General features: G+C 61.4%; 21 protein-coding genes and 2 rRNA genes. 11 read left to right on the top strand and 12 right to left on the bottom strand.

Annotated elements, in window-relative coordinates; genetic code table 11:
• Nucleotides 1-664 (top strand): 23S ribosomal RNA (locus OSA81_08430); the annotation flags it as partial.
• 101 nt (nucleotides 665-765) lie between these two features.
• Nucleotides 766-882: ribosomal RNA gene (rrf, locus tag OSA81_08425) — 5S ribosomal RNA — on the top strand.
• Between the two features lie 464 nt (nucleotides 883-1346).
• On the opposite strand, the gene OSA81_08420 is transcribed toward rrf, so the two are convergent.
• From OSA81_08420 to OSA81_08405, 4 genes are all read right to left on the bottom strand, one after another.
• Complete coding sequence (locus OSA81_08420) at nucleotides 1347-1655, bottom strand: hypothetical protein (protein MDE0899027.1); 309 nt, start codon at nucleotides 1653-1655, stop codon at nucleotides 1347-1349.
• 174 nt (nucleotides 1656-1829) lie between these two features.
• Nucleotides 1830-4328, bottom strand: coding sequence for a zinc-dependent metalloprotease (locus OSA81_08415; GenBank protein MDE0899026.1), 2499 nt, complete (start codon nucleotides 4326-4328; stop codon nucleotides 1830-1832).
• Nucleotides 4329-4434: 106 nt separating this feature from the next.
• The gene (locus OSA81_08410) at nucleotides 4435-4881 is read right to left on the bottom strand and encodes a YbaN family protein (protein MDE0899025.1); all 447 of its coding nucleotides are present in this window, start codon (nucleotides 4879-4881) and stop codon (nucleotides 4435-4437) included.
• 98 nt (nucleotides 4882-4979) lie between these two features.
• Nucleotides 4980-6593: a long-chain-fatty-acid--CoA ligase gene (locus OSA81_08405; GenBank protein MDE0899024.1), complete on the bottom strand. Its 1614-nt coding sequence runs from the start codon at nucleotides 6591-6593 to the stop codon at nucleotides 4980-4982.
• Nucleotides 6594-6728: 135 nt separating this feature from the next.
• Between OSA81_08405 and OSA81_08400 the strand changes: the two genes are divergently transcribed.
• Complete coding sequence (locus OSA81_08400) at nucleotides 6729-7484, top strand: creatininase family protein (protein MDE0899023.1); 756 nt, start codon at nucleotides 6729-6731, stop codon at nucleotides 7482-7484.
• Nucleotides 7485-7608: 124 nt separating this feature from the next.
• Here the strand turns inward: OSA81_08400 and OSA81_08395 are convergent, their stop codons facing one another.
• The gene (locus OSA81_08395; GenBank protein MDE0899022.1) at nucleotides 7609-9306 is read right to left on the bottom strand and encodes an L-lactate permease; all 1698 of its coding nucleotides are present in this window, start codon (nucleotides 9304-9306) and stop codon (nucleotides 7609-7611) included.
• Between the two features lie 518 nt (nucleotides 9307-9824).
• The gene (gene pdxH, locus OSA81_08390; GenBank protein MDE0899021.1) at nucleotides 9825-10478 is read right to left on the bottom strand and encodes a pyridoxamine 5'-phosphate oxidase; all 654 of its coding nucleotides are present in this window, start codon (nucleotides 10476-10478) and stop codon (nucleotides 9825-9827) included.
• 182 nt (nucleotides 10479-10660) lie between these two features.
• Here pdxH and OSA81_08385 point away from each other — a divergent pair, with 182 nt between their 5' ends.
• Genes OSA81_08385 through OSA81_08375 form a run of 3 tightly spaced genes read left to right on the top strand, consistent with a single transcriptional unit; the run spans nucleotide 10661 to nucleotide 13472 of the window.
• The gene (locus tag OSA81_08385) at nucleotides 10661-10939 is read left to right on the top strand and encodes a metal-sensitive transcriptional regulator (GenBank protein ID MDE0899020.1); all 279 of its coding nucleotides are present in this window, start codon (nucleotides 10661-10663) and stop codon (nucleotides 10937-10939) included.
• A 35-nt stretch (nucleotides 10940-10974) separates the two neighbouring features.
• Entirely contained in the window at nucleotides 10975-11184 is a 210-nt protein-coding gene (locus tag OSA81_08380; GenBank protein MDE0899019.1) for a heavy-metal-associated domain-containing protein, read from the top strand.
• An 8-nt stretch (nucleotides 11185-11192) separates the two neighbouring features.
• Nucleotides 11193-13472, top strand: a complete 2280-nt coding sequence (locus OSA81_08375) for a heavy metal translocating P-type ATPase (protein ID MDE0899018.1) — start codon at nucleotides 11193-11195, stop codon at nucleotides 13470-13472.
• Between the two features lie 132 nt (nucleotides 13473-13604).
• On the opposite strand, the gene OSA81_08370 is transcribed toward OSA81_08375, so the two are convergent.
• Entirely contained in the window at nucleotides 13605-13835 is a 231-nt protein-coding gene (locus tag OSA81_08370; GenBank protein ID MDE0899017.1) for a hypothetical protein, read from the bottom strand.
• Nucleotides 13836-14111: 276 nt separating this feature from the next.
• Between OSA81_08370 and OSA81_08365 the strand changes: the two genes are divergently transcribed.
• Together OSA81_08365 and OSA81_08360 are read left to right on the top strand one after the other, a co-directional pair.
• Nucleotides 14112-15812: an amidohydrolase gene (locus OSA81_08365; protein MDE0899016.1), complete on the top strand. Its 1701-nt coding sequence runs from the start codon at nucleotides 14112-14114 to the stop codon at nucleotides 15810-15812.
• Entirely contained in the window at nucleotides 15809-16339 is a 531-nt protein-coding gene (locus tag OSA81_08360) for a hypothetical protein (GenBank protein MDE0899015.1), read from the top strand. The genes OSA81_08365 and OSA81_08360 overlap by 4 nt, the downstream gene beginning before the upstream one ends.
• A 28-nt stretch (nucleotides 16340-16367) precedes the next feature.
• Here OSA81_08360 and OSA81_08355 read toward each other — a convergent pair whose 3' ends face one another.
• A complete protein-coding gene (locus OSA81_08355) occupies nucleotides 16368-19040 on the bottom strand; it encodes a M14 family metallopeptidase (GenBank protein MDE0899014.1) in 2673 nt (890 codons plus the stop codon).
• Nucleotides 19041-19206: 166 nt separating this feature from the next.
• On the opposite strand from OSA81_08355, the gene OSA81_08350 reads away from it, so the two are divergent.
• Genes OSA81_08350 through OSA81_08340 form a run of 3 tightly spaced genes read left to right on the top strand, consistent with a single transcriptional unit; the run spans nucleotide 19207 to nucleotide 21727 of the window.
• Complete coding sequence (locus tag OSA81_08350; GenBank protein MDE0899013.1) at nucleotides 19207-19626, top strand: hypothetical protein; 420 nt, start codon at nucleotides 19207-19209, stop codon at nucleotides 19624-19626.
• The gene (locus OSA81_08345; GenBank protein MDE0899012.1) at nucleotides 19623-20303 is read left to right on the top strand and encodes a response regulator transcription factor; all 681 of its coding nucleotides are present in this window, start codon (nucleotides 19623-19625) and stop codon (nucleotides 20301-20303) included. Before OSA81_08350 ends, OSA81_08345 begins: the two co-directional genes overlap by 4 nt.
• Nucleotides 20300-21727 (top strand): ATP-binding protein, encoded by a 1428-nt coding sequence (locus OSA81_08340; GenBank protein MDE0899011.1) that lies wholly within the window; start codon nucleotides 20300-20302, stop codon nucleotides 21725-21727. Before OSA81_08345 ends, OSA81_08340 begins: the two co-directional genes overlap by 4 nt.
• 94 nt (nucleotides 21728-21821) lie before the next feature.
• On the opposite strand, the gene OSA81_08335 is transcribed toward OSA81_08340, so the two are convergent.
• The 4 genes from OSA81_08335 to OSA81_08320 form a co-directional block, all read right to left on the bottom strand.
• A complete protein-coding gene (locus OSA81_08335; protein MDE0899010.1) occupies nucleotides 21822-23021 on the bottom strand; it encodes an MFS transporter in 1200 nt (399 codons plus the stop codon).
• Nucleotides 23022-23164: 143 nt separating this feature from the next.
• Complete coding sequence (locus OSA81_08330; protein MDE0899009.1) at nucleotides 23165-24298, bottom strand: aminotransferase class I/II-fold pyridoxal phosphate-dependent enzyme; 1134 nt, start codon at nucleotides 24296-24298, stop codon at nucleotides 23165-23167.
• Nucleotides 24299-24367: 69 nt separating this feature from the next.
• Nucleotides 24368-25408, bottom strand: a complete 1041-nt coding sequence (locus OSA81_08325) for a DUF933 domain-containing protein (protein MDE0899008.1) — start codon at nucleotides 25406-25408, stop codon at nucleotides 24368-24370.
• 90 nt (nucleotides 25409-25498) lie between these two features.
• The gene (locus OSA81_08320) at nucleotides 25499-26782 is read right to left on the bottom strand and encodes a dicarboxylate/amino acid:cation symporter (GenBank protein ID MDE0899007.1); all 1284 of its coding nucleotides are present in this window, start codon (nucleotides 26780-26782) and stop codon (nucleotides 25499-25501) included.
• Between the last annotated feature and the right edge of the window lie 21 nt (nucleotides 26783-26803).

Genomic DNA, 26803 nt, shown 5'->3' with positions numbered 1-26803 from the left:
AGTTTGACTGGGGCGGTCGCCTCCCAAAGAGTAACGGAGGCGCGCAATGGTTCCCTCAGTGCGGTCGGTAATCGCACGAAGAGCGTAAACGTAAAAGGGAGCTTGACTGCGAGATCGACGGATCGAGCAGGTACGAAAGTAGGCGTTAGTGATCCGGCGGTTCCGAATGGAAGGGCCGTCGCTCAACGGATAAAAGGTACGCCGGGGATAACAGGCTTATCGCCCCCGAGAGTTCACATCGACGGGGCGGTTTGGCACCTCGATGTCGGCTTATCACATCCTGGGGCTGGAGAAGGTCCCAAGGGTCGGGCTGTTCGCCCGTTAAAGTGGTACATGAGCTGGGTTCAGAACGTCGTGAGACAGTTCGGTCTGTATCCGTCGTGGGCGTTGGAGTATTGAGAAGAGCCTTCCCTAGTACGAGAGGACCGGGAAGGACTGACCACTAGTGTACCGGTTGTTCCGCCAGGGGCATCGCCGGGTAGCTACGTCGGGACGGGATAACCGCTGAAAGCATCTAAGTGGGAAGCCCCCTTCAAGATGAATACTCCCGTGATCTTAGGATCACCTGAAGGGCCGTGAGAGACTATCACGTTGATAGGCAGAAGGTGGAAGTGTGGCAACACATGTAGCCGATCTGTACTAATCGCCCGTGAGGCTTGACCAGTTCCTCCCCTCCAGTTTGTTCACCACCATGTTTCATCTCATATGAGATGAGCGGCCGTTATGGCTAGCTCTCACTCTCTCTCGACCTTTGTTATCACCTTTGTCGGTGACGATTGCGTAGAGGCTACACCCGTTCCCATCCCGAACACGGCCGTTAAGCTCTACAGCGCGGATGGTACTGCCGGGGTAGCTCGGTGGGAGAGTACGACGTTGCCGGCATTATATTGGGAAGCCCCAGGACCTCGCGTTCTGGGGCTTTCTTTGTTTGTGGTGGGTGTAACTGACCAAGAACGCTCCGTGCACGAAGGTCAGAACGAAGCGGCTGAGAAGAGCTCGGAAACTCATTGTCGCCCCTTGGTGCATGAGAGTTTTCTACCACCGGTGGAGTATTCGAACCCATCTCTCGAACGACGTCCTGGTCCGGATGGGTTCACTTCATAGGATTCGTGCAAAAGAGGTTAACCTAGGGAATGCCTCGCACCTCATGGTAACACTCGGTGGACAGACGAGCTTCCAGGTGATCGTGGAGATTACTGAACCGGTCGGCACGTTGTTCTGCCGACTGGTCCGGAGTGACGGGGTGTAGAAACGCGCGCTAGCTGCCTCCACCGTTGAGTCCGATGGATCGCCCCGAAAGCTGGTCCAACTCCACGTCAGCAGTGCGGCGCACGTCCCGACAGCATTTACGTCGCTTCTAGCAGGGGGACGAACGGCGTGCGGATCAGGTCGGATGCGAGGGAGGAGGAGGCCGCCGCTAGTCTCATGGGCTCCGTAAGCCCGCCTGCTCGTTTTCTGGCCTTGGGAAATAGCGCATCCGCACCAGGCAGAACCCCGTTGCCCAACATGGGTGCCCCGAGCGTGAACGGGCCGTTTACACCGAACATTTTCGACAATACCGCGAGTATGAGAGGTATGCCCACTACACCGTCATAGACGAAGCCCTGACGGACCGGGAGATCACCTTGCGCTCGAGCATTTAGAATCGGCCTCATGCCAATCCCCCAATGAAGATGGAACTCCAGCCGGTTCCGACACTGAGGAGGTCCAGCCCAAGGAGGATGTAGGGCATCCGGGCGCAGGGAGTCCTCTCTCCAAACACGGATGCCCTCCTATTTCTCTTCCGGCGGATTGGCCTCGATCATGGGCGAATCTGTACCACGTCGGGCTCAATTCCCGCGTGGATCAAGGATGACATCGATTCTGGCGAGAATGTCAGCGAGGTGGGCCGATGAGACCCGATGGTGGATCCGCCGTTCAGCCGACTCGACATGGTCACTTAGATCGGTGAGTTGTGCCCGGATCAGTGGTCGAATGTCTGACCCGTCGAGGTTCGGTGCGGCTCCTTGGCGGGCATTTCCTTCCGACTGCTCGGTCATCAGATATTCCATGCGTTCGATGTACGCACGCTGCAACGCCCGTCGGTACCCATTGATCGCTGAGGCGCTTTTGAGTTCACCCCATACTCCCGCGCGGACGTCGTCGAGAAACTCGACGAGAGGGTACGCTCCCGCTGGCTGGGTCGCCTCCATCTCGGTGAGAATGTCGAGGCGCCTCGGGTCGAGCAGCCGATTCAGGATCCCGGCCTGTCTTGCCTGCAGCGCGCGGAGTCCGCCCGTGGTCGGGCCAATTAGTTCAAGAATACCCGGTTCATTGAGCCAGACCGGGGCGTTGAAAACTTCCCTCGTGAGCCAAGCTACCGACTCCTTCTGGCGAGCCTTGGGCACGACGTTGTAAACGACTCCACCCTGGTCGGCGGTCTTTAGGTCGACCTCGACTCCGCCTACGACTGTGAGGACATGGCCCACATATCGGTTCCACTGACCGAGGGCCTCACCATAGATCTCCTGCAGGTCCGTGTAGTCGTTGCCTGATCGTGTCGTCCAGTCAACCAGGTTGGGCACGATCCGCCTCAGATTGGTCATTCCATACGTGCTCGCCTCGACCGGATTGTCTCCCATATCCTCCGTCTGCGCACGCGGGTCAGTCACGCCCAGGCCGCCCTGCGGAAGGTATTTGTACATCCGGTCGCTGGCCCGGTCGACGATCCAGGCATCGAGGGTTTCGCGCTCGGCTTCCGGCGTCGCTGCATCGGGAAGAACTCGGTATCCCCAGTTGACGGAATACAGATCGTACGGCCCGATCCGTCGAAGAAAGTCTTCGGGTCGGAGTCCATCTTCCGGTTGTGCGATGTAATTCTGGCGGGCGTAGTCCATGATCGTTGGCGCGACTCCCATCCGACTCGAAAAGGATTGGGAACGAAGTGAATCGACGGGATACGCCGAGCTGGCGATCATGTTGTGGGGCAATCCGATAGCGTGCCCAATTTCATGCGTGATGACCTGCTCCATCGCTTCCGCCATCAGAGCGTCATCGATGGGGAGGCTCCGGGCGCCGGGGTTTGACGCCCCGGTCTGTACCATCATCCAGTTCCGATATGAACGCATGTGGTTGTGGTACCAAACGATGTCGCTCTCGATGATTTCACCGGTGCGGGGGTCTGACGTGCTCGGACCCTGCGCGTTGCGCGTCAGGCTCGCGGACCACCGCACAACGGAGTAACGAACGTCCTCCGGATTCCATTCCGGGTCCACCTCTGGGGACGGTGCATTGAGTGCCCGGACCGCATTGCGAAAGCCCGCGGCCTCGAAGGCTTCGTTCCAGTTCTCCACTCCCTGGCGCACGGACTCGACCCACCGTTCTGGTGTCGCCGGATCGATGTACCAGGTGATTGGCGTGACAGGATCAACGAGTTCGCCTCGTGCATAGGCAGCCGAGTCGGATGGCTCGAGCCTCCACCGGCGCAGGAATGTCTCCGTGGCCGCCTTCTGTTCATCGAGTCCATAGTTGATTCGATCGACGGTGAAGTAGCCGACGCGATCGTCCGCGTGGCGGGGGCGCATCGGTTCTGCCGGGAGGAGGACCAGAGACTGGTTCATCTCCATGGAGATGGTGTTGGCCTGCTCATCGGAGGGGGGTGCCCCCGCGTCGTACGTAAGGGTGTGCCGGACGTTCACGTTGAGCGGATAGCTGCGGACGCGACCAATGAAGCTGCGATCGGTGTCGAGTCTGCGCACCTGATATGTCCGACGCTGCGCCGAACGAAGACCGGACAGTGCTGGGGTGTCGCCTGCGAAGAAGTCTGTCATGTCGACGACGGAGGAGGCATCGCCCGGCCCACGCATGTCGATATCGAAGGCGGCTAGAATCGGAGCGAAGTAATTGGACTCCACTGCCTGGGAAATCGCCAGTGAGTCGTCGGCGACCGCTTCGCCGGAGTACTTCCGGAGCAGCATCCGCTCGCCTTCTCGCTCGAAGCGCACCATCTGTCGATTTACTGCGGCCCCCGCCGGCAGGAATCCACCCATACCCGACTGGACGCCCGCAACGCGTGAGATGAGAAGCATGTCGCGGTCGAGGAGTGAGTCGGGAATTTCGAAGTGGTAGTTGTCTCCCGACTGGTGGACGGTGAACAGTCCCTCATCACTTTCTGCGCCTGATACCAAGTCTTCATAGCTCTTGGCTGAGTCGCTCTCGCTCGCCGGCCTGGCCTCGTTCATGTCTGCGGGCCCAGGCGGATCGGCCGGAGAGGAACCACCGCTGCACGCGTTCAGCAGAGCGACGAGGAGGACTACGGGAGAACGGAAGATCCAGGGCGAGTGGGTCATCGGGCAGATCGGTTGAGGGGTGCGGACTGGTACGCCCGGGACAACCTCTACACGAAGCCTCCGGACAGCCGCAACAGAATCCCAGGTCGCCCTGAGGGCAACCCGCTCAATCTGCCGTTGAGGCCCTCGGTTCCGTCGGGAGCGAGTAAAGGTGGGCCGTGGCTGCTAGTGCGAGCAGCAGAAGCAGGGCCACCGCCCACAGACGGCTGGCGAGCAGAAAGGCGCTCAGGCCGATGAAGACCCACAGCACCGCCACGGAGCGGGCTCGCACTCGGGGTGAAATGACTCCGTGCTCTCGGTAGTCACGCAAATACCGGCCGAAGATTCTGTTCGCGTGCAGCCACCGTTCGGCGCGCGTGGAGCTTCTGGCGAAGCACCATCTGGCCAGGAGGAGGAAGCACGTTGTCGGCCATAGTGGCACGACAATGCCGATCACACCTAGGACGACACTGGTGGCTCCGATCGTGAAGTAGACGCCCCTGCGCACGGCCCCCGGGAGCGCTTGAACTGCGCGCTCTGCGGTGTCGTGATCTACGGGACAATCTTGCGGCACTGAGTCTATCTCACGGATCGGGTACCGTGACTTCACACTGAAGTCACCACCAACCCAGGTAATGTACCGAGCCGGCCGGAGCCGCCGTATTGGGAGCGTCAGTTCGCTCCGTACTTCTCGCGCAGTTTCGTCTTTTGGACCTTCCCCGTAGCGCCCATGGGGAGTGCCTCGACAAAGATCACGTCATCCGGAAGTTGCCATTTCGCCAACGTTCCAGCGAGAAAGCCGATGACGGATTCCTTCGATGGAGGACTGTTGGATGTCGCGACTGCCACCAGCAGAGGCCGCTCACCCCACTTCTCGTCTGGGATGCTGATGGCTGCGGCCATCGCGATCTCGGGGTGTCCCATGGCCGTATTTTCGACATCGATGGAGCTGATCCACTCCCCACCCGACTTGATGAGGTCCTTGGTGCGGTCTGTGATCTGGACGTAGGACTGTTTGTCGATTTTCGCGACGTCACCGGTCGGGAACCAGCCATCTGAGGTGAGCCGCTTCTCGTCGCGCTTGAAATACCCGTTGGCGACCCAGGGCCCTCGTGCCTGGAGTTCGCCAAACGCGACACCGTCATTGGGAAGAGTGGAGCCATGCTCGTCGACGATCCTCAACTCGATTCCGTATGGAGGCTGCCCCTGCTTGGTCTGAAACGCAGCCCGATCCTTGACGGACCATGTGCGATGTTCGGGGAGAAGCGTATTTACCAAACCAAGTGGGCTGGTCTCGGTCATCCCCCAGGCGTGCCGGAACTCGATGCCAAACTCCCCTTCGAGGGCGGCGATGAGAGACGCTGGCGAGGCCGCTCCACCCAGCAGAACCATTTCGAGAGTCTCCGGGGCTGTGCCACCTGTGGCCCGCCAATGCTGAAGCAAAGCTATAAAAACCGACGGGACTCCAGCGGCAAAGGTTACCTGTTCGTTCTCCAGGAGTTCGGTGATACTGGCCGGGTCCATCTTTGGACCGGGCATGACGAGCCGGGTGCCCATCGCCGCAGCGGCGTAGGGTATACCCCAAGCGCAGGCGTGAAACATTGGGACGATCGGTAAGACGCTTGCTGCCCGCCCAAGGTTGAAGACATCCGGGGCAGATACACCGTATGCGTGGAGCACGCTGGATCGATTGCTGTACAGGACGCCTTTTGGGTGTCCTGTCGTGCCGGAGGTATAGCACAGGGCGGCCGCCGCATGTTCATCGATCGCCGCCCACTCGTGGGCCGGATCCCCGCCAGCGATGAAGTCCTCGTATGCCACGGCGTTTGGCAGCGACGTGTCCGGCATGTGGTCGGCGTCCGTTAGGATCACGTAGTGCTCGACACAATCGAGTTGTGCTGCGACCGCCTCGACGAGAGGAACGAAAGTGAGATCGACGAAGAGGATCCGGTCCTCTGCATGGGTCACTATGTACACGAGTTGTGTCGGGTGAAGCCGTGGATTCAGCGTGTGGCAAACGCCGCCGATGCCTGAGACACCGTAGTACACTTCGAGATGTCGATACGTATTCCAAGCCAGTGTCGCGAGCCGGTCTCCCTCAATGATTCCGAAACGGGCCAGGGCGCTGGCGAGCTTCTTCGACCGAGTGGCCACCTCGCCCCAAGTCGAGCGGTGAATGGGCCCTTCGACCGACCGAGAAATGATCTCCTGGTCGCCGTGCACGCGGCTGGCGTGCTCAATTAGCGAGGAGACGAGCAGAGGCATCTCCATCATGCGACCGCGCATGGAATTCTCCCGGGCTTCTTCAGTGATTTCGCGTGGGCTGCCGAAGCTAGGCCGGGCCGGGAGCGTGGGCTACACTTGGACGACTCGCGCTATTCCGCGCGCGGCGATCTCCCACGGCCAAGACAGACGAACCCCATGAGCGACTCGATCTTGCTGGAAGAAATGACGTGGCCCGAGGTCGGCGAGGCGATCGCAGATGGTCGCACGACCGTCGTGATCGCGGTGGGAGCCATCGAGCAGCACGGGCCCCACCTGCCTCTTCTGGTCGACGCCGTGCGTGGCGACAGATTGGCGGTAGAGGTCGCGCGCCGTCTCGGGTCCGCTCTGGTCGCTCCAACCATCCGTGTGGGTTGTTCAGAGCACCATATGGGCTTTCCTGGCACACTGACGCTTCGCAGGGAGACTCTTGAGGCGATCTGCCTCGACTATGCTACGAGTTTGGCCAGACACGGATTTACCCGTCTCTGTTTCGTGCCCTCGCATGGTGGGAACTTCGGTCCACTCGCCGAGATGCTTCCTGCCCTGCAAGCCGGTGTGGGCAAGGAATGTCGCGTCGATGCCTACACGGACCTGGTCGGCTTCATGGACTTCTGGCCGGCCGCGGTGGGGGAGCACGCGCCAGATTTGGTCCCCAGGGTTGGCGGCCACGCCGATATCGCCGAAACAGCCGAAATGATGGTGATCCGTCCGGACCTCGTGCGCGAGGAACGGGCCGAAGCCGGACGCGTTCAGGTCTTCGATGACGCGCTGATGCATCGGGTCTTCAGCGAGGGCTTCCGGGCCGTCACCCCGAACGGAATTCTCGGTGACTCCCGCGGGGCCACCTCCGCGATCGGCGAGTCGTGCATTGCCCACGCTGCCGACGGAATTGTCGCAGCGCTGGAGGCATGACGGACCCAGTCGAGCCGACGTTCTCTGCGTTCGTATCGCCGCGTGGCTTGGCCATGCAGGGAGAAGCTCGGCGGTGCTCACTGAGCTACATGCGCGGCAGAGGTGCTGCTGGAGATGGCAGGCGTTACCCGCCCATCAGCGGGTCGGTCAATTTGAGCACATGGACGGCGATCATCCCAAGCGTGCCTACGACCAACAGATAGTAGATCGCTGGCAAGATCGTCTTCCGCAGCGTCGCCCCTTCTTTTCCGAGAAGGCCGACCGTAGCCGATGCCGCCACAACGTTGTGGATGGCGATCATGTTGCCGGCCGCGGCACCGACGGCCTGTAGAGCCACAATCACCACGGTAGACATGGCCAGTCGCTCCGCGACTCCAAACTGGAATGCGGAGAACATCAGATTGCTCACCGTGTTTGATCCTGCGATGAATGCTCCGAGGGCCCCCGTCATCGGAGCGAAGAACGGCCAGACGCTCCCGACGTTTCCTGCGACCCATTCTGCCATCGCCAGAGGCATCGACAACATTTCGGCACCGTTCACATCCGAGTTGATGTAGACACGCACCATCGGGACGGTGAAGACGAGCACGACCCCGGCGCCAACCAGAACCTTTGTGGAGTCGATAAAGGCCGCCTTGAGGTCCCTCAACTCCATGCGATGGAGGAGCGCGGTGACGAGCACGACTACTAGGAGTATGAATCCGGGGAGGTAGAGTGGCGTGGTCGTGGCGGTAATTCCCGAACCGAAGATGTCTGCCCAGGCGAAATCGAGCTTCTTGAGGAGGGCGTCGATGCCGAGCTCTGGGAAGCGGGTGAGTGCGAGAAGTAGGCCGAGAAGAGCGTAGGGCGCCCAGGCTGCGGGAGCGGATATGCCTTTGCCTTCTGGTACGTCGGCCAGTTCCTCCTCCAACCCGCTGATCCAGTCCGGACTCCACGACTCGCGTGGCGGAAAGTCCCAGTGATCCGCAGGAAGCAACCAGCCTTTTCGTGCGATCCACACGACGATGGCGAGCCCAATGGGCGCGCCGAGGAGAGATGGAAACTCTGGCTTGAAGAAAATCCCAATGAGCGTGTACGGTACTGTGAACGCGAGGCCACCGACGAGCGCAAAGGGAAGAATGGACAGGCCTTCCGTCCAGGATTTGTTCGCTCCAAAAAATCGGGTGAGCATCACGATCATCCACGTGGGCATCAGAACGCCGGCGATGGCATGAAAAACCACAGCCTTCGCGGTGACCGCCCGCAGGTAGTCCAGCATAGTCATGTCCGCAGCCGCGAGTGCCGCGGAGAACGCTTCGCCTCCGAGGCCGCCGGAAAGACCGACCAGGACCGGTGTTCCTACGGCTCCGAACGTGACCGCCGTGCTTTGAATCATCATGCCCAACATGACCGCGGCCGCAGCCGGAAAGCCCAGCGCGACGAGCAGGGGTGCGACCACCGCAGCCGGCGTTCCAAAGCCGGCTGCGCCCTCAATGAAGGATCCGAACAACCACGCCACGATGACGACCTGCACCCGTCGATCGTCGCTGATGCCGTTGAACGATCGCCGAATGGCCGCGACCCCGCCTGATCGCTCCAGCGTGTAGAGCAGGAGGATCGCACCGAAGATGATGAAGAGCAGATCGAAGGTCAGGAACAGGCCCTGAATCGATGCTGCGGCGATGCGGGAGGGGGACATCTGCCACACACCGAACGCCACGGCGACGGCGGCTACATATGCGGCGGGCATGGCGTGCTTTGCTGGAACGCGAAAGCCCACTAGCAGAATTCCTCCCAGGGAGATGGGGAAGAGTGCGAGAGCCGCCTGGAGACCGAGAGTCACGGTGCCTGCCTCATGTCAGTGGACTAGAATGGGACGTTGAGCGTCTTGTGAAGGAAGCGCACGAGCGGGATACCTGCTTTGAAACGGGCGGCGAGTTCCGCTGGAAGATTTTCGGATGCCACCAGCTTCTGGGTCCCGGACTGGACACAGATGAAATCTCTTCGCTCGCCGTCTTGTAGTGCGTCTTGTTCTTCCTGAATCGCGTATCGCGGTAGATGCGGAAGAGCGAACGCGGCGTGGCCATGAAGTGAGGACGCATCTTGTTCAGATAGGGTCCGAAGTCCGCGGTTAGGCTGAGTGCGGGGTCTTTGATATTCCCTTCGGAGCGAGACTCGTTCTCCTTGAGCTCCTTCAGGAATTTTAAAGAAGCGTTTGTGAAGTACGCCCTGCCGGCCACGGTCTCCTCCGACCTCCAATGTCCACGTGGAGACAAGGGACGATTTCGGGAGGGCTACCGCCAGTCCTGCGTGCCGACCCCGGGACCCGGCGAGTCTCAGAGGGACGACTGTGATGCGCCCCTAGGGGTAGAGCCGTTTCGTAGCCCAGCCGTCGGTCACGCGAGAGAACACGAGTCGGTCGTGAAGTCGATCTGCTCGACCCTGCCAGAACTCGATTGTTTCCGGGTCGATTCGGTATCCTCCCCAGAACGGCGGGAGCGGCACATCCGTGTTCGCAAACCGGTCGCGCGCTTCGAGGGTCCGCTGTTCGAGCCTTGAGCGCGCGGGCAGAGGCTGACTCTGCTTTGAGGCCCACGCTCCCACACGACTTCCACGCCCTCGCGACTGGAAGTAAGCGTCGCTCTCTTCTTGCGAAATCCTTGTCACCGCGCCGGTAACCCGCACCTGACGCTCCTGTACAGCCCAGTGGAAGCAGAGCGCTGCGTGCGGATTGGCTTCGAGCTCCGTGGCTTTCCGACTGCTGTAGTTCGTGAAGAAGACGAAGCCGTGCTTGTCCACGTTCTTCATGAGGACCATCCGAACGGACGGGCGTCCCTCCGCGTCGGCGGTTGCGAGCGCGACCGACTCAGGGAGGAGAATGTCGGATTCGGTGGCGGCCTCGAACCATTGATGGAAGAGGTCAATCGGATCGGCATCCTCCGTAGCATCGGGAATGCCTTCGGCAACGCCCTGGCTGAGCGTGCCGACAGCTTTGATCGATGACGTGATCGACATTCTGCAGTGTCCCGAAACCGTGGAAGGGTGGGTAGAAGAAGGTGGTTCGGTGCTCAGGGCGCATCAAGGTGTGGGGCGCACCGTTCGTTGACTGGAACCCTCGCTCGCAGTCACCTTACTTTGAGTATTTCCACCCCACCCCCCAGGGGGGTGGGTATTTTCTTGAAGTCGAGAGATGGTCTATGGAGCACGAGAACACACCAGACATCACGCGGCGACTCAAGAGCGTCGAGGGGCACGTGCGTGGGGTGCAGCGAATGGTCGACGAGGGTGCATATTGTGTGGATGTCGTCAATCAAATTGTGGCCATACAGAGCGCACTTAAGAAAGTCAGCGCACTCGTACTCGATGACCACCTCCGCAGCTGCGTGACCGATGCCATGCAAGCCCCGGACGGCGATGCGCGAGAGAAGGTCCTCGCCGAATTAATGCAGGTCTACGACGCGACCGCCAGACTCTGATCAACGCAACACACATCGCTATGAGGATTGTGAACATGGAGGAGAAGACTGTGGATGTCCCTGGAATCACATGTGGCCATTGCGTCGCCACAATTCAGCGCGAGGTCGCCGAGGTGGCCGGTGTCGCGTCCGTGTCGGCGGAGCAAGTCTCTAAGCGGGTCACGATTTCATGGGATCCGGACACGACTGATTGGGTGGCCATCGAAGCGACGATGAAAGAGATCAACTTCCCGCCGGCGGGATAGCCTCACCGATGGCACACGCTCGTGAGGTCACGATCCCCGTGACGGGGATGACCTGCGCCAACTGCGTGGCTACCGTCGAGCGCACTCTGCGGAAGACTGCGGGCATAGACGAGGCCGTGGTCAATTATGCCACCGAGCGTGCGACGATTCGTTTCGATAAGGATTCCATCACCGTCGAAGAGATGGCCGCGGCGATCGAGCGGGTCGGCTATGGGGTGGTGCTCGCAGAGCCGGGAGCCGATCTGGAGTCGGCAGAGTCCATCGCTCGCAGTGCCGAGATTTCGGAGCAGACGATAAAATTTGCGACGGGTGTGTTTTTTGCCGCGCCACTCTTTTCGCTCAGCATGGCACGCGACTTCTCACTCCTGGGTGCATGGGTACACGAGCCGTGGGTCAACTGGCTGATGTTTGCGATGGCGGCGCCGGTTCAGTTCTACGTGGGATGGGACTACTACATGGGGGCGTTGAAGAGCCTCCGGAACCGTGCGGCGAACATGGATGTCCTCGTGGCGATGGGATCGTCGGTGGCGTTCGGGTATTCGGTCGTCATCGTGGTTTTACTGAGCCAGGGGAGTACGGCGGCAGGCGAGCATGTCTATTTCGAGACGGCGGCCCTGATCATCACGCTCATCAAGCTCGGTAAGCTTCTTGAGGTGAGGGCGAAGGGCGAGGCCGGCTCTGCGATTCAGGAGCTGATGAGTCTGAGGCCGTCGACGGCCCACAGGGTCAACCCGGAAAGCAGCGAAACCGCAGGCGACCTCGAGACGGATGTCGCCATCGATGACGTACGGGTCGGTGACATCCTGCTCGTTCGGCCCGGAGAGCGCGTACCGGTCGATGGTTTCATCGTCAGTGGATCATCGACGCTCGACGAGAGCATGCTCACCGGCGAGAGCCTGCCGGTCGAGAAGGGAGTGGACTCGCCGGTCACTGGAGCCACGGTGAACCGCACCGGTGCCTTTCAGATGAAGGCAACGCGCGTGGGTACGGACACCGCTCTTGCCCAGGTCGTGCGGATGGTGCGGGAGGCGCAAGGCAGCAAGGCGCCGATCCAGCGGCTAGCTGACCGAGTGGCCTCGATGTTCGTCCCGGTTGTCGTCGCGATTGCGACGCTCACTCTCGTCGTCTGGTGGGTCGGTATAGGGGCCGGCGCGACCGAAGCCATCATTCGATTTGTGGCGGTACTGGTCATCGCGTGTCCCTGTGCGCTCGGACTCGCGACACCAACCGCAGTGATGGCGGGCACGGGCCGGGCCGCTCGACGCGGCATCCTATTCCGGAGTTCTGAGGCGCTTGAGCGGGCGCGTGACGTACGCGTCGTTGTCATGGACAAGACCGGGACGCTGACTCGTGGAGAGCCGGCAGTGCTCGACGTGATCGCGAACGGGGACAAAGACGAGTTGCTCCAGTTAGCTGGAGCAGCCGAGCGGCACAGTGAGCACCCGCTTGCTGAGGCGATCGTGCGTGAAGCAAAAGCTCGTGAGCTGGATCTGGCGGAACCCACGGGTTTTCAGGCCATCCTAGGCCGTGGTGTCCGCGCCGGAGTGGACGGCAAGGCCGTCCTCGTAGGAACTCGGGCCTTCATCGACGCTGAACTTGGAATGGACCTTGATGCTACGCGTTGGCCGGGGGAAGCGTCCCGAGTCGAAGGCAGAGCTCAGACCCCATTATGGGTCTCGATCGACGGGCAGGTTTCCGGACTCATCGGTGTGGCCGATGCGGTGAGGGAGGGCTCGGCTGAGGCCGTGCGCGCGTTGAAGTCGTCTGGCGTGCGTGTGGTGATGCTCACCGGAGACAATGCGCATGTCGCGAGGCACATCGCTGCGGAGGTTGGAATCGATGACGTTCGGGCGGAAGTACTTCCGGCCCAGAAGGCCGAAGTTGTCGCGGAGATTATGGCGTCGTGCGATGGCGCGGTCGCTATGGTGGGAGACGGCATCAACGACGCCCCCGCGCTGGCTCGGGCTGACGTGGGAATCGCCATCGGCACCGGAACCGATGTCGCGATGGAAACCGCCGATGTCGTCCTGATGCGTGGCGACCTCCGTTCGGTGCCGGAAGCCCTGGCATTGAGCCGACAGACAATGGCGACCATCGAGCAGAACCTGTTCTGGGCGTTCTTCTATAACGCGGCTCTGATCCCGGTCGCCGCAGGTGCTCTCTACTCTCTGACGTTCCTGCCGATGATGGTCAGGTCGCTGCACCCGATTCTGGCAGCATTAGCGATGGCGTTCAGCTCGGTCACCGTGGTCGCGAACAGCCTCAGGCTTCGAAACGCCCGCATCTGAAGCCCCTGATAAGCTTGGAAGGCGTGCCGCCCGTATGGCCGCGCATGGTTGCTATGGCGAAAAGAATCGTACAGCTCGTTTTGAGCTTAATTCTCGGGGAACTCTAAAACCTCGATATCAGCTGTCCACGACCTAGGCTAACCTATTACGCAGTCGCTCAGTCAGGACTCGGTAGACGCCGCACACCACGACTGGGTTCTGCTCGATGATCCGATCGAAAGAGTCTCGATTAGGGAACAAGCGCGTCGTGGAGAGCGAATTGGACACATCCACAAAGTAGTCCCCAAAGTCGCTCATGCGCGGTTGCCCGAACGTGACGCGCTGGAAGGTCGTGTCGGAACTGGCCTCGTGATCGAACTTCACCCGAGCGCTCCAGGGTCCCGCATACACTGTTTCCATTTTGTCCCGCCCCCGCCCACGAGGCGGCTATCGAGGTTTCGGATGCCGTCACGTACAAGGAAGATGACCACTCACTATTCGGGACCCAGGCGAATTTGATCGTGCCCTGGACGTCGTTGGTGATCACTTCTTCAGCGTGCTTCCCCCAGGCCTCGTTGCCCTTCCTCCGGTCTATGCTATCTTCGCCATTTTCGCGACCCCGCAGAGTGCAGGACGCGTGTTTCGATTGGAGAGTAGGGTATGACGAGCAGTGTTCAATTATGCCTTATGCCAGCAGCGGTGCTTCTTGTTCTGTCTGCGTGCGGCCCTGGCTCGTCCGCAACGGACGCGGACCTCGTTCTGCTGAACGGCAACATCATCACCGTTGATTTTGCGGGAACGGAAGTACAGGCATTGGCTTCGAAGGACGGTCGGATCGTCGCCCTCGGCTCCGAGGCTGACGTCGAGTCCTTCATCGGCTCCGGCACAGAGGTCATCAACCTTGAGGGCCGGACTGCCATCCCCGGATTCATCGAAGGACACGCACACTACATGCGGCTCGGTGAGACGAAACTCGAGCTGAATCTCGTGGACCTCTCGAGTTGGGACGACGTCGTCGCGCTCGTCGCGTCCGCCGTCGCTGAGGCTGAGCCAGGACAGGTCATTTCGGGGGGAGGGTGGCACCAGGAGAAGTGGAGCGTGCGTCCAGAGCCCAACGTCGACGGAATGCCTTTCCATGATGCGCTGAGCGCGGTTTCTCCCGACAACCCGGTCCTGCTGGGTCATTCGAGTGGCCATGCGACCTTCGCGAACGCTCGGGCGATGGAGATCGCAGGGGTCACGGCTGCCACGTCTGATCCGGAGGGCGGTGAGATCGTTCGAGGCCCAGATGGGAGCCCCACCGGAGCGTTTCGCGAGACTGCGTCGAGACTGCTTCGCCCGGCGGCCGAAGGCGCCCCGGCCCCGGAGCCTCGTCAAGTAGCCTTGCTGGCCCAGGAAGAGGCGTTCTCCAAAGGCATCACTTCCTTCCAGGACGCGGGAGCCGGTTTTGCGACAACAGACCTGTGGAAGGGCATGGTCGATGACGGCAGCCTGAAGATCCGACTGTACTCGATGATCAGGGCGAGCCCGGCCAATCTGGCCGAGAACCTCGAATCGTATCGCATCATCGGGTACGGAGATGAACAGCTGACGGTCCGGGCGATCAAGGTGGCCATCGATGGGGCCTTGGGGTCACATGGTGCCTGGCTACTCGCACCGTATGTCGACAACCCATCGACCTCGGGACTCAACACGACACCGCTGGAAGACGTTGAAGAAACAGCGCGACTGGCTATGGAGCATGGCTACCAGTTCAACGTCCACGCGATCGGTGATCGTGGGAATCGTGAGACGCTCGATATTTTCGAGGCCGCGTATGAGTCAGCGGGGCCAGGCGACCACCGCTGGCGGATCGAACACGCGCAGCACCTACACCCCGATGATATCCCGCGCTTCGGAGCACTCGGCGTGATCGCGTCGATGCAGGGAGTCCATGCGACCTCCGACGCTCCTTGGGTCGAACCGAAGCTTGGGTACCAGCGTGCGGAGGAAGGCGCCTATGTCTGGCAGAAGTTGATGCAGTCAGGCGCGACCATCATGAATGGTACGGACGCGCCAGTTGAGGACGTGAGTCCGATCTCCAGCTACTACTCGACGGTCTCGCGCATGCCGTCCACCGGCAAGGTCTTCTTCCCCGACCAGCGCATGAGTCGTATGGAGGCGCTGCGTTCTTACACGATCAACGCCGCGTATGGGGCGTTCGAAGAGGACCTGAAGGGCAGTCTTGAGGTCGGAAAGCTGGCTGATATCACGGTCCTGTCACAGGACATCATGACAATCGACGAAGCTCAAATTCCCGAGACGGAGGTTGTCTATACGATCGTCGGCGGGGAAGTCGTCTATACGAGAGGCGGTCAGTGACTGACCACGGCGGCCGCATCCCGGACATTCTTGCAATCATCGAGAGCGCAAGGGTCAGAGGTGGCACAGACGCTCTTGTGCGGTTCATCGCCAAGGCAATGCCGGAAGCGAATGCCTCAGACGTAAAGAAGGCGGCCGATACCGCGCTGGAGGTCATCGAATCCGTTCCCGTCTTCTTGGCTCGCGCTCGCCAGGAGGGAGAGAACCGGGCACTGTCTGCGGTGGTGCTCCCGCTTCTGGATCACGCGGAGCTTTACTACGTTCAACCGCTGGACCTGATTCCCGAGATGACCCAGGGCCTGCCAGGGCTTCTCGACGACTCGTACCTCGTCATACGGATCATTGAGAACCTTGATAAGGGGCCCGAGCCGTTTCTTGACTGGGACCTGGACCATCCAGCGCGCTTCCTTCAGCGGCTGATCGGCCCGGTTGTGGCCCAGCGCCTCGACACCATCGCCCACGATGCGATGGTGGAGGTGTCCGACCAGCTGTCAGAGTTGTGGGAGCGCATGGCCCACCAGGCCTGAAGCGCGGCCCCGGCTAGTTCGTGCCTGGCTAGTTTCCTTCATCTTCGTCAGTGTCAGCTGGCGGAGCCCAGAATCCGTCGGCTCCGACCGCACTACGCGCGACTTCGCTGTGGAAGAGGCTGGCGTTGAACAGGGTGCGGAACGTCCCGGAGGGCTGGCCCCGCCACTGTGGGCGGAAGCCGAGGAGGACGACGTGCCCGTCGCCGTGTTTCACGTCGACCGCTGCGGCCTGACCCTGTAGATGGTCTTCGCCGAGCAAGTATCCTGACAGTAGAGGCGACCCGTCAGCCTCATATGCCGCGAGCACTGCGCCCTCGAAGCCTTCTTTCGTGGTAAACACTGGGCTGCGATCGAAGAAGATCTTGGCTCGTTCCGGCATGCCAGCCATTAAGGGATGAGATACGTCTGTGCGTACCTCCAAAAGCGAGCCTGCGGAGAAGAAGACGCCTCGCCCGAGCCCCCGGACGACGTTTTCGACCGGCAGGTTCAACTCGTCGATGCAGAGGTCAGCTGAAGAACTCATGCAGACGAGGGTGCCCCCCTCTCGTACGAAGCCAGCCAGGCTCCGAACGCCCTCAGCGCCGAGGCCGCCCACGTACTGTCCGGGCACAGACCCGTTGGCGAACCCGTTCATGAGGCCGTTGGGTCGTTCCGACGGCAGCACGATCACGTCATAGCGCGAACGGAGCTCTCCGGCGCGGACATCCGCGTCCCTCAGATTCGTGAACGCGAAGCCATACTGTTCGTAGAGCCACCGGGTCCAGCCTTCGTCCATGCTTGGCGACCAGGGGCGATACATCCCCAGCCGTGCGCGGGGGAGGGGCGTGCCAGCTGATCCGCCCAGCGCCGCCTGCAACGCGTAGTCCCTTACCATTCGGTCTCGCTCTGAGTCCGATATGTTTTCGACGGCGTAGCGCCCGCCCGCCACCGCGACGGAGGCTCCTGCATCCCAGGCATCGTTGAGGGCCCGGAACGTGTTGTTCTGTGCTGGGTCGAGGAAAAGCGTCGAGCCACTACCCATCGTGGCACCCGGCTTGGGGACAATCGCCGCCGCGACCGGATTCGAATCGAAGCCGACGCCTCCGACACGATCGAATGGCGATGCGTCCGAGACGTCAGCGTCCCACGGAGTGGCCTCAGTGGTCAGTGGCTGCATGGCCGCGCGCACGTCGTCGCCGAGTGGCTGAGTCGCTGTAACGACACGGACGTCCATCTGGTACGGCAGTGTCCAGCCAGCCGCGTCGTACGGCTGTTCGGGCGGACCCTCCGGATACTCTCTCAGGTCGGGGTAGGTCTGCACGCTCATCACCTGGCGGGCCAGCTCCCCGAACTCCTGATCGAGAGCGAGAACCCACGTGCCCGCAGGGTGTGTGAGGCCCTCATGCGTTACGGGATCGGATAGTTGGTGGACCCGGAGGCCGGCGTATGCCAGGCGACGGAGAAGCTCCACCGGCGCTACCGGATCACGCTGATCCTGCGAAATGAAGTAGGCGTACGGGGGCTCGGCCTGGTACTTCAAAATCTGGTCGCGGCCCGACTGATACCGATTGTAGAGCACGTCCTCACGGTACTTGGCGGCGTAGTCGAGTACGGCGATTGATGCGACGTGCATGTACTCAACGGCGTCACCGATTCGCCACCACCCGCCCTCCCAGGGGCTGGGATACAGCGATTCCGCACGGAGATCGCGCTTGTCCGCAGGGAAGTCGGCCAGCGTGTAGAAGTGCGGTGTCGCGTAGCGATAGAGTCCAGTCTCCGTCCAGAACGCGGCCTGGTTCTGTAGGAGTGGCAGATAGTCCACATAGCCGGGATACCAGGCATCGAATCCCGTGCCCATATGGGTCGCTCCCCTGAGTCCCCGAGACTCCAGCATCGTCGCCATCGTCATCCCGAGGCTGTTCACGGTCCGAGACATCAACGGTGGCGCAAACGTCGCGATCGGCTCGGCGAATGGCGGCAGCCAGATCCGCGTCGGGAACGGCGAACTCTGGTGGTGGACGTGAATGATCTGTGGATCCCACTCCTGCCAGACACGAGACAGGACGCGGGACTCGACCATGTTCAGCATGTAGCCGTCACGGTTGTTGTCGTGCCCGATGTACTTCTGATAAAGCCACGGCATTGGCGCGACTTCGTACTGGGTACCCACATTCGAGAGATACCAGTCCGAGATCATGGTCTGGCCGTCGGGGTTCAGAGACGGCCAGAGCGCCGTGATCACGTTCTCGCGAATGGCCGCGATGCGTGGCTCATCACTCGCCACCAGTTCATAGGCCAGCCCGATGGTGTGCTGCGCCCCGGCCGCCTCGCTGGCGTGCAGACCACCGCTGATATCGACGATCGCCTTGCCGCTGCGTGCGAGCGCGAGAGCTGAGGCGTCATCGAGGTCAGCCGGATGAGCCAACTGGTCGGCGATGTCACGATACCATTCCACGTCGCGGAGATTCTCCGGCGACGAAATGAGGGCGAGCCACCAGTCACGACCCTCCGACGTGCGCCCGACGTTGATCATCGTGATTCGGTCGGAGGCCGCATCGAGCTGCTGGAAGTAGTCAATCGACTGTTCGTAGTTGGCCAACTCGAAGTCGGCGCCCGGCTCAAAACCGAGAACCGAGGCCGGCGTCGGAACCTGAGCGTCTGCGCTTACGGGAATCGACAGGAAGGCGGCGTACAGGAATGCGATGGATCGCAGGTAGCGCACGGGTGACAGCTCTGCTGAGGGTGAAACGGTGGTGCGCGAAATTGGGTGCGTGAGCGGCAACGCGCCACCTGGGAGAGATTGGCGACGTGATATGCTTCGCCTGACCTTCCCGGGCAGCCTCGGCAGGTTCATTCTTCTCCCTGAATCCTAAACCGTGTGAGTAGCTATGATGGGACGTTCAGCCGGTCGCGCCTTGCGGGCCGCCACTTTGATCACAGCGGTCGCCGCCGTCACGATCGCAGCTTCTCCCACTGGGCTGGCGGCGCAGGACCCCGTCGATATGTCTGGCGCGTGGACACTCGCGGTCGAGTCACCGAACGGAGCCGGTACTCGTGATGTCGTCTTCGCTCAGGAAGGGGCCGCTCTGACCGGAAATATCTCGAGCACCAGGGCCTCCGGGCCGTTCACCGGCACGGTCACAGGAAACGAGATCACATTCGTCGCCACCGTACAGATGGGCAGCGGGCCGTTCATCATCACCTACGCAGCCACGGTGTCAGGTGACTCGATGGAAGGAATCGTCGATTTCGGCAGTTACGGCGGTGGCACGTTCACCGGACAGCGGGTGCTGTCAGAACCCCGGTGAAGATTCTGGTCGTCGAGGACGACCGGAAGGTCGCAAGCTTTTTGGCAAAGGGGTTGAGAGAGGAAGGCTACGGGGTCGATGTGTCCCATGATGGTGGTGACGGGCTGCTCAAGGCACGCCTGTACGCTTACGACCTGCTCCTCCTTGATGTGATGTTGCCCTCCAGGACTGGAGTAGAAATCGTCCGAGAGCTTCGGTCTCGTGAGTCCGCGGTCCCGGTCCTCCTGCTGACTGCAAGAGACGATGCGGGTGACATCGTCATGGGGCTGGATGCCGGTGCTGACGATTACCTGACCAAGCCCTTTGCGCTTGACGAACTGCTTGCACGAGTCCGCGCGCTTCTTCGCCGGGGTGGTGCAGCTCGGCCCGACCGACTGATTATCGAAGACGTTGAGCTAGACCGGGTCGCGCATCAGGCGCTGCGTCGGGGGGTTCGCCTGGATCTGACCCCGAAGGAGTTCAAACTTCTCGAATTTCTGATGCTCAACAGGGGGCGTGTGGTCCGTAGGACCGAGCTCCTCGAGAAGGTGTGGGATCTCAGTTTCGACCCGATGAGCAACGTGGTCGACGTGCATGTCGGCCACCTCCGCAGAAAGCTTGGCGAGTCGGGGGCTGAACCTCTGCTCCATACCGTGCGTGGAGTCGGCTACGTCTTTCAAAGAGAAAGTCCGGAGTGACTCGTTCGTTTCGGATGCAGCTCGCGGTTCGGGCGACGGCTGCCGTAGCGACTGGCGCAGCGGCGCTTTCACTCGTCACGATCCTCACGCTACGCGGAGTGCTGGATCGCGAAGTCGATGCGTCGATCCTGAACATCGCGTCCATTCAGGCCGCCTCTCTTGCCGATGGACCCACCGGAAGTATGCACTTCCACGAGTGGGATCTCACCCCGGACGAGGCCTCGTCCGTTCGGGATCTCGTTCAGTATGCACAGGTCTGGGACGCGGAAGGAGTATCGCTCCTGAGAAGTCAGTACATGACGGCAGATCTGCCGACCGATACTTCGGCTCTTCGGACTACCGCGGAAGGCGAACTGGTCTGGACGAATCAGAATTTCGAGGGAGTTGCTGTCCGCACGGTGTTCTATCCGCTCGAGCGGTTGGGCGCCGCCCACCAGGCGCACGTTCTTCAGGTGGCTGCACCTCTTACGCGTCGAAACGGAATGCTTCGGAGGTCCGCGGTATTCCTGATCCTTCTGTCCCTCACGCTGGCGGGTGCAACCTTTGCGGGGTCGTGGTGGCTCGCCGGGAGCGCCGTGCGTCCGATCCACGAGGTGATCGATCAGGCCGAAGACATCGGCGCGCGATCGCTCGATCGACGCATTCAGGCCTACGCTGACACGATTGAGTACACCCGTCTAGTCGAGGTACTCAACACGATGCTGGCCCGGCTACAGAGCGCTTTCGATGCACAGCGTCGGTTCACGGCAGACGCGAGCCACGAGCTCCGTTCGCCACTCACCGCTATGCGCGGAGAAATCGAGGTCACGCTGAAACGTGACCGGAAGCCGGAGGAGTACGTCGAGGTCCTGGGTAGTTCGCTCGAAGAGGTCGTGCGGCTGTCGAAAATCTCCGAAGACCTCCTGACCCTTGCCCGTACGGACTCCCGGATGCTGAAGCCAGAGATCGAGCTCTTCAATGTCGGACAGATTGCATCGGGTGTGGTCCAACGGCTGGGCTCGGCGGCGGACGCCCGGGGAGTCGCTGTGCGGGTCCAGCCTGACGAGCCGATTACCGCGGAAGTGGATGCCGGGATGTTCGGGCAAATCGTGTGGAACCTCGTAGACAACGCAATTCGCCACACCCCGTCGGGTGGTCGCGTTTCGGTGACGCTCGGTCATCGCGGCGACTCGCTGGCCCTGACTGTAGACGACACCGGGCAGGGTCTGGGTCCCCTCGACGCGGAGACAGTATTTGAACGCTTTACGAGAGGTGACGCTGCTCGCACCTATGAGTCGGGCGCCGGTGGCACGGGCCTGGGCCTTTCCATTGTTCGCGCGCTGTCCGAGGCCCACGGGGGGGCGGTCCATGCCGAGAACCGGGCCGGCGGCGGGGCAAGGTTTACGGTCGAACTTCCCAAAGCGGGCGTACAAACAGCTCCGTGACCGATCGGCCAAGTATGGACGACCAGCGCATTCTGGTCGCCACAAGCTGGATCCTGGTCAGTTCGCCGCGACGACCCGGGTGACCAACTCATGCTCAGGCGGGTGAGTTTGTCTGTCGAGTTCGCATGAAGAAGGTCGTCGCAGCCATAACCGCGATCGCAGCGCCGAACCCGAGAGCTGACGAGACACCGAGGGCATCCGCCGCAAGCCCGCCGCCGAGCGCGCCCACCGCGTACCCGAGGTCGCGCCAGAGGCGATAGACCCCGAGAGCCGACGCGCGCCACTCGGGCTCGGAGCAGTCCGAGACGAAGGCGAGCAGGGTTGGGTACACCATTCCCGTGCCTGCTCCGGCGAGCACGGCGGCGATCAGGTAGGTGAGGTACGCTTCACCCGATGCGAACAGTGAGACCCCCGCTGCCTGGACGAGCAGCCCGCCCACGATCAGCCCGCGTCGCCCTATACGGTCGGACAGGGGACCGAAGACCAACTGACTCGTCGCCCAGACAAGCGGATACAGGGCCACGACGAAACCGATTCTTTCGACCGACAGGCCACGCGCCGAGAGTGCAATGGGAAGCAGCCCCCATAGCACGCCGTCCTTGAGGTTGGTGGCCAGTCCGGAAAGGCTCGCCGCGGAGAGCCTCGGATCAGAGAAAGTGCCCCGAGCGAGGACCGTCGACATCGAGAGTGACGTCTTCCCCCCCGAGGAAGCCGAAGGTTGCCGGGTCTCCCCAACGAAGAGCGACAGGATCAACCCAGTGACGGCCAATACGACACCCAAATAGAACGGCTCCGGCCGAAGGCCGTAGTTCGCCGCGAGGAACGCAGTCGCTGCTGCCGTGGCTGCCATGCCGGCGTATCCCGCGAACTCATTCCACCCGATTACCAGCCCGAATGTCTTCTTGGTGGCGAGGTCTACCTTCATGACCACGGTCATCGACCACGTCAGTGATTGGTTCATTCCGAGCAGGACGTTGGCGAACAAAACCCAGGACCAGCTTGGCGCCCAGATCAGGATGAGAGGGACGGGGATACCAACGAGCCAGCCGAGGAGCAGTAGTCGCTTCCGGCCCCACCGTTCAGACAGCGCGCCTGCGAAGAAATTCACGCTCGCCTTCGTGACGCCGAACGTCACGATGAATGCGAGCGCAGAGGCCTTGGACGCGATCCCGAAGTCGGCTTCGGCCAAGAGGGGGAGGACGGTGCGCTCGATCCCGACCATGCCTCCGACAAATGCGTTCACGAGAACGAGGTGGAGGATTCGGGGCAGGGAGCCGCGGGGGAGTTCGATCACAGGCTAGTGAGTGGGTCGAAGGTCGTCAGAGGCAACCGAGTTTAGCATCAGAAAGCCTTCAGCACCCCATGGGAACAACAAAGCCCCTTCGCCGGTTGAACCGACGAAGGGGCTTTGTCGCTCGGGTCGTTGACCCGGTGCGTTTAGATCCAGCCCTTGCTGCGAAAGCCCTTGATGGCCGAGGCCCACTGATCCATCTCATTCGGCAGACCGAAGGAGAGACGGTTGTGATCGAGCATCGGTGGAAAATCTCGTCCCACGAGCAATCCTTCGTCGGCCATGCGACCACGGTAGGTCGCCAGGTCTCCGTTGATCTTGTGCATGAGGAAGTTCGTGTTCGTCGGCAGGTACTCGAGGCCGAGTTCGTCCAGCGTCGTGTGGACGATCGACTTGGCCTCCTCGTTGACTGTGATGGCCCGGCTGACGATGCCGTCGTCCTTCAGCGAGGCAATGGCTGCGGCACCGGCCAGAACGTTCGGGCTGTTCTGAATGGCGTGCTCCGCGAGACGCCGGGCGGTGGTCGGATGCGTCACGGAGTAACCGAGCCGCAGTCCAGCCATCGCGAAGATCTTCGAGAACGTCCGAATCACGACAACGTTGGGCTTGCTCTCGATCCACTTGAGCGAGTCCCAGTAGCGATCATCCGTCACGTACTCGAGGTACGCTTCGTCCATCAGGAAGGTCGTCGTCTCCGGGGCCTCCGCGATCCACGCATCGATGTCGGCGGACTCAGTGATCGTTCCCGTCGGGTTGTTCGGATTGCAGAAGTACACAACAGACGGGCGGCGCATCGAGATCTCGCGCATCTGCTGCACGTCGTGCTGCAGGTCCGCCGTCAACGGAACGGTGATTACCTCGAAGGGCATCGTGTCCTGATAGTCCATGACATCTTCGAACGTCGGCGTCGCCGCGATGAGCGGCGTGTTCGGGCCCTGGAAGGCCTGGGTGCAGATCTGGAGGATCTCTGTCGAGCCGAAGCCGAGCGTGAGGTTCTCCGTCTTCACGCCGACATAGCGGGCAAGCTCGTCGAGGACCTCCTGACGGCGCCCCCCGTATCGGTTCGAGTCGCCGATCGCCTCGATGATTGCGTTCCGCGCTGCGTCGGAAACGCCTAGCGGATTCTCGTTCGAACTCAGGCGGATGTCGCCGTTCGCCATCGTCTTTCCAGGGCCAAACCCCGGGGCCTTGTCGAACAGGGTGCCCAGAGCTGCACCTGATCCAGCGAATCCGGCGAGTCCTGCGGCCATTCCTGAGGAAACGAAACCTCGACGATCCATAAATCCTCCTGCGTGTGAACGGGATCACACCAATGTGGGGAGCGTCAGGACAGGCCGAAAGGGTGTGGGCTACACGTTGAAGCGAATGTTCATGATGTCCCCATCGGAGACAAGGTAGGTCTTGCCTTCGACTTGGAATTTTCCGGCGTCCTTCACCGCCTGCTCGGATCCGAGCTCCATGAACACGTCGTAGGGAGTGACTTCCGCGCGAATGAAGCCCCGCTCGAGATCAGAATGGATCTTCCCGGCAGCTCGCTGAGCGTCCATGCCTCGTCGAATCGTCCACGCCCGGACTTCGTCTGTGCCAACGGTGAAGTAGGAAATCAGATCCAGAAGCCCGTACGCCGCAAGGATGAAGCGATCCAGTGCCGACTCGGAGAGCCCGAGATCCTGCAGGAAATCCGCTTGATCATCGACATCCATGCCTGCGATGTCTGACTCGACACTCGCGCACAGTGTAAGTCCGGCAGCGCCGAGCTCCTCGATACGCGCAGCCAGAGCATCGGGCATCGGTTCGGCCGCCCGCGCCTCTCCACGATTCACGGCTACGAGGAGTGGCCGGTCAGAGAGAATTCCGTATCCTCGGAAGTATGTCCGATCCAGATCCTGATCCGGAATAGAGCGCAGCGCCTGCTCGGACTCCAAGGTTTTCTGGGCGAGCTCGAACGCAGCGATCTCCCTAGGCTCGGCCCTCTCCTTTCTGGCTCGCTCGAGCCGCTTCTCCACGGATTCGAGGTCCGCGAAGATGCACTCGGCGTGAAATGATTCGAGGTCGGCGACGGGGTCCGGATTTCCTTCCAGGGTCGGATTGTCGAAATCGCGAAGGACCAGGCAAAGCGCCTCTTGGTCGCGGATCTGCTGAAGGCCACGGGGAGAAAGACCTTTCTTGTCTGAGCCGTGCTCCCCCGGGACGTCGCAGAACGACATCTCGGCGTAGGTCGTCTTTTTCGGCGAAAACAGATCGTGCAGAGCATCGATGCGTAGGTCCGGCACTCGCACCGTGCCCAAACGGACCTCTCCGCCATACCCAACCGGGACGTCGAGGCCTGTCATGGCGTTGAAAACGGTGGTTTTCCCAGAGCCCGCGAAGCCGACCAGTCCGATTTTCATGGAGATCTCTGGCGAAGGGGTGAGATACGCGAACGGCCTGCCAGGAGGCAGGCCGTTCGGACAACGACGGTGAGCGTGCGCTGAGTGGTATCAGTTCCCGGCCGAGGCACCCGCCAAGCTGAGATTCTCGCCCTCACTCCGAGCGATGACCGCAGCACAGGTGAGGTCGCCCGTGACGTTCACCGAAGTACGGATCATGTCGAGGATCCGGTCGACACCGAGGATCAACGCAATACCCGCCTGCACATGCTCACCCATACCGACGGCATTGAGCACGATGATCAGCGTGATGATACCGGCCGAGGGCACCCCGGCCGCTCCGACGGACGCGAGGGTCGCCGTAAGCACGATGATCAGCTGTTCCGCGAGAGCGAGCTCCACGCCGTAAATCTGGGCGATAAACAGGACTGCGACCGCCTGGTAGAGCGCGGTTCCGTCCATGTTGATCGTCGCACCGAGCGGGAGCACGAAGCTTGAGACCTCTTTCGAGATTCCGACCTTCTCCTCCGCTGTCTCGATGGTGAGCGGAAGCGTGGCGTTCGAAGACGAGGTCGAGAACGCGAGCAGCGGTGCTGCAGCGACGCTCGGGTAGAATTTTGCGGGATTGAGTTTGGCCACGAATCTAAGGATGAGTCCGTAGGTGCCGAAGGCATGGAGCATCAGCCCCAGGACGACGACCAAGGTGTAGCTGAGCAGACTCTGCAGTAAATCGAAACCGAAGTTCGCGACTACCGAGCCGATGAGAACGAACACGGCGTAGGGCGCGAGTTCCATGATCCAGTTGATCAGAACCATCGACGCTTCGTTTATGCCGTGAAAAAATGCCAGCACCGGGTCTTTTCGCTCCGGCGGTAGCACTGTCAGCGCTGCGCCGAAGCAGATCGTGAAGAAGATCAGCGGGAGTAGATCCATGTCGGCGGCGGCCTGCACGGGATTGCGCGGGATGATGCGCAGTACTGTCTCCTGCCAGGACGGAGCGTTGTCCGCGATGTCCATGCGCGATGCCGCGTCACCGCCATAGCGCTCGGTCAACTCGATTCGCGTTTCCTCGGAGATGCCGGCGCCAGGTTTGATCAGATTGGCTAATGCAAGGCCGATGGTGACCGCGACGGCGGTCGTAAGCATGTAATAGGCGAGCGTCTTTCCGCCGATTCGTCCGAGCCGACTGAGATCGCCCAGCGACGCGGTCCCCACGAGGAGACTCGCGACCACTAGCGGGATCACGATCATCGTGATGAGGTTGATGAAGGCGGTCCCCAGGATTTCAATCTGACTGAAGATGTCCTGGAGCACGGTAATGTTGCCGATGTTCGCGACGGCGCCGATGGCTACGCCCGCAATGAGGCCGATCAGGATTTTCGTATACAGCTGCATGCGGTTCCCTTGTTGATGTCC

The organism is Longimicrobiales bacterium, assembly GCA_028823235.1.
Lineage (GTDB): Bacteria > Gemmatimonadota > Gemmatimonadetes > Longimicrobiales > Gaopeijiaceae > UBA2589.
This window is presented reverse-complemented; position numbering and strand designations above follow the sequence as displayed.

Excerpts from the sequence above, each read along its gene's own strand:
- OSA81_08365 (MDE0899016.1), top strand. The coding sequence starts at position 14,112 with ATGACGAGCAGTGTTCAATTATGCCTTATGCCAGCAGCGGTGCTTCTT.
- OSA81_08380 (MDE0899019.1), top strand. The coding sequence starts at position 10,975 with ATGGAGGAGAAGACTGTGGATGTCCCTGGAATCACATGTGGCCATTGC.
- OSA81_08415 (MDE0899026.1), bottom strand. The coding sequence starts at position 4,328 with ATGACCCACTCGCCCTGGATCTTCCGTTCTCCCGTAGTCCTCCTCGTC.
- OSA81_08330 (MDE0899009.1), bottom strand. The coding sequence starts at position 24,298 with ATGGATCGTCGAGGTTTCGTTTCCTCAGGAATGGCCGCAGGACTCGCC.
- OSA81_08420 (MDE0899027.1), bottom strand. The coding sequence starts at position 1,655 with ATGAGGCCGATTCTAAATGCTCGAGCGCAAGGTGATCTCCCGGTCCGT.
- OSA81_08320 (MDE0899007.1), bottom strand. The coding sequence starts at position 26,782 with ATGCAGCTGTATACGAAAATCCTGATCGGCCTCATTGCGGGCGTAGCC.
- OSA81_08325 (MDE0899008.1), bottom strand. The coding sequence starts at position 25,408 with ATGAAAATCGGACTGGTCGGCTTCGCGGGCTCTGGGAAAACCACCGTT.
- OSA81_08385 (MDE0899020.1), top strand. The coding sequence starts at position 10,661 with ATGGAGCACGAGAACACACCAGACATCACGCGGCGACTCAAGAGCGTC.
- OSA81_08350 (MDE0899013.1), top strand. The coding sequence starts at position 19,207 with ATGATGGGACGTTCAGCCGGTCGCGCCTTGCGGGCCGCCACTTTGATC.
- OSA81_08375 (MDE0899018.1), top strand. The coding sequence starts at position 11,193 with ATGGCACACGCTCGTGAGGTCACGATCCCCGTGACGGGGATGACCTGC.
- pdxH (MDE0899021.1), bottom strand. The coding sequence starts at position 10,478 with ATGTCGATCACGTCATCGATCAAAGCTGTCGGCACGCTCAGCCAGGGC.
- OSA81_08405 (MDE0899024.1), bottom strand. The coding sequence starts at position 6,593 with ATGCGCGGTCGCATGATGGAGATGCCTCTGCTCGTCTCCTCGCTAATT.
- OSA81_08400 (MDE0899023.1), top strand. The coding sequence starts at position 6,729 with ATGAGCGACTCGATCTTGCTGGAAGAAATGACGTGGCCCGAGGTCGGC.